Below are 2,730 nucleotides of genomic sequence, written 5' to 3'. Positions count from 1 at the left end.
CTTTTGATTTTAAATGGAATGGGGCTAGTTTCCGGTCCTTATAGCTTTCTGAAAATCCGTGAGCAGTCTGTAGGAAAAACCATTTTTTGGATTGTGGCAATCTTACTTGGAAATGCCCTGCTTGCTTTGGCTTTACAGAAGGGAAAGAATTTATTTTCCGATAACAAAAAACTCCTCACCCGATAGGGTATGAGGAGTTTTTTGTTGCGTTTGTTATGCAAGACGCAGGGTATCCATATTTTGCTTCCGAAGGATAGGATAAAGTCCCATATAAACAAAGACGGAAACGATGGTGGAAGTGATGGCATTGATTCCGGTAGCAAAGAGGCTAAACTTAAAGGAAAGTTCAGCGGCAGGCTTTCCAAGAATTAACAGCTTGTAGGCATAGCCGATGGTGGGATCCATAATGACATTGGCAAAAAGTCCGGATGCGGCGGCAAGAAGAACCCATTTAAAAATCTTCTTTCTATCGTGGGATTCTTGAATCTTCCCAAGCTTATGGGCTACAAAGCCAACCACAAGACCGATAATCGTTTTACAAACCAGAGTCTCCGGGGCATAAATCAGATAAACCGGATCCAGCACATCTCCGATGGCCATGCCGATGGCACCGGCTATTCCGCCTAAGGGACCGCCCAATACCAGTGCGGCAACGACAACAACCGCATTTCCCAAGTGGATAGAAGTGGCATCGGTTCCGATGGGAATCTTAATCTGTAAAAAGGTGAAAATAGCGTAGGATAATGCCGCAAATAAAGCGGCAAGAGCTAATCTTTGTGTTTTTTGCTTCATAATTGCCTCCTCATGTATCGTGTACTGCTATCGAGCATAGGGCAATTCTGAACTTATAAAAATATCCAATTTAAAAGAAAAATATAAGACCAGAATAGAGCTATAATTGCATTTGAAGCTATTGGTATTACTATGTTTTTGTTTTAATGACAAGTAAACCTTTATCGGCATAGAGGGAACAGTGAGAAAAGCATTTGCTATAAACAGAAACTATAGCCAAATCCAAAACTCTTGTATTATACAGGGATTTCAGAAAATGCTAGTATAGCTCCAGCAAGAAAAACTTTTGCAAGTAAGTAAGAAGCAGCAAGATGTAAGTAAGAAGTAGCAAGATGTAAACAAAAAGTAGCAAGAAAGAAGCTGAAGGAAAGCTTCCGAAAAAAAGTTTTAAACCATCGGAAAGCTTGTGTAGAGTATAAGGAGGAAAATAAAATGGGAGTTAAGAAGAGAAACGAGAGAAATTTTGGATTTGATACTAAGGCGATTCATGTAGGACAGGAGCAGGCGGATCCGGCAACCGGAGCAAGAGCGGTACCAATCTACCAGACCACATCCTATGTTTTCGATAATTCCGATCATGCAGCAGATCGTTTTGCTTTAAGAAATGCCGGAAACATTTACGGACGTTTAACCAACCCCACCCAGGGAGTTCTGGAAGCCAGAGTAGCGGCTTTAGAGGGCGGTGTAGCAGCTCTCGCTGTAGCTTCCGGTGCAGCAGCGGTTACTTATGCTTTTAAGGCTATTGCCCACAAGGGAGACCACATTGTCAGTGCAAAGAATATCTACGGAGGAACCTATAACTTCTTAAAGCATACCTTCCCGGAGTTCGGTGTGGAAACTACCTTCGTTTCTCCCACAGACTTAGTTGAGGCGGAGAAGGCTATTCAGGAAAATACCAAGGCACTCTACATTGAGTCCTTAGGAAATCCAAACGGAGATGCTATTGATATTGAGGCTTGGGCAAATCTTGCCCATAAGCATGGTCTTCCCTTGATTGTGGACAATACCTTTGCAACCCCTTATCTGATTCGTCCTATCGAGTACGGTGCAGATATCGTGGTGCATTCCGCAACAAAGTTTATCGGCGGACACGGTTCTTCCTTAGGAGGATTAGTGGTAGATGCCGGAAAATTCGACTGGGCTAAGAGCAAGAAGTGGCCATGGCTTACCGAGCCGAACCCTTCCTACCACGGCGTACGTTTTGCGGTAGATACAGCCCCTGCGGTAATCGCAACCTATCTTCGTGCCATTACCATCCGTGATGAGGGAGCGGCAATTTCTCCCTTCAACGCCTGGGTATTGATTCAGGGATTGGAGAGCCTTGCTCTTCGTGTAGAGCGTCATAGAGACAATGCTTTAAAGGTTGTGGAATATTTAAAGAAGCATCCGAAGGTGGAATCCGTTTCTCACCCTGCAGCATCCACAGATCCCGCTCAGCAGGCTCTTTATAAGAAATACCTGCCAAACGGCGGCGGCTCCATTTTCACCTTTACGGTAAAGGGAAATGAAAGAACTGCTAAGGATTTCATCGATAATCTGGAGTTGTTCTCCTTATTGGCAAATGTAGCAGATGTAAAGTCTTTGGCGATTCACCCGGCATCCACCACCCACTCCGAGGGAACCAAGGAGGAGCTTCTGGCACAGGGAATTCAGGAGAACTCCGTACGTCTTTCCATCGGTATTGAAAATGTGGAGGATATTATTGAAGATTTAGAGGAAGCATTTAAGGCAATCTAAGCTAGGTTTCCTTATAATAGTAGAAAAGCAAAAACTATAGAAGAAATCTAAAAACTAAAGTTTTTTAGTAGGGTTGATAAACCGACATGGCTTGGAAGAAAGCTTTGTAAAAAGGAAGAGGCAGATGGTAGAAAAACACCATCTGCCTTTGCTTGTGCGCCTAGCGGCGCACGTTTCTAACGGGTTAAAGTCCCGAATCCG

Annotated in this window: 2 protein-coding genes and 1 pseudogene; 2 read left to right on the top strand and 1 reads right to left on the bottom strand. The window is 43.8% G+C overall.

What is annotated here, in order from left to right; translation table 11 throughout:
• A pseudogene (locus ACO4PX_RS09810) lies at window positions 1-186 on the top strand (hypothetical protein); the annotation flags it as partial.
• A gap of 27 nt (window positions 187-213) precedes the next feature.
• Here the strand turns inward: ACO4PX_RS09810 and ACO4PX_RS09805 are convergent.
• The gene (locus tag ACO4PX_RS09805; RefSeq protein WP_314633993.1) at window positions 214-792 is read right to left on the bottom strand and encodes an ECF transporter S component; all 579 of its coding nucleotides are present in this window, start codon (window positions 790-792) and stop codon (window positions 214-216) included.
• A gap of 432 nt (window positions 793-1,224) precedes the next feature.
• Between ACO4PX_RS09805 and ACO4PX_RS09800 the strand changes: the two genes are divergently transcribed.
• The gene (locus ACO4PX_RS09800) at window positions 1,225-2,529 is read left to right on the top strand and encodes an O-acetylhomoserine aminocarboxypropyltransferase/cysteine synthase family protein (RefSeq protein WP_485572505.1); all 1,305 of its coding nucleotides are present in this window, start codon (window positions 1,225-1,227) and stop codon (window positions 2,527-2,529) included.
• The last annotated feature ends 201 nt before the right edge of the window (window positions 2,530-2,730 follow it).

The sequence above is a fragment of the Oribacterium sp. genome (assembly GCF_057249185.1).
This window is presented reverse-complemented; position numbering and strand designations above follow the sequence as displayed.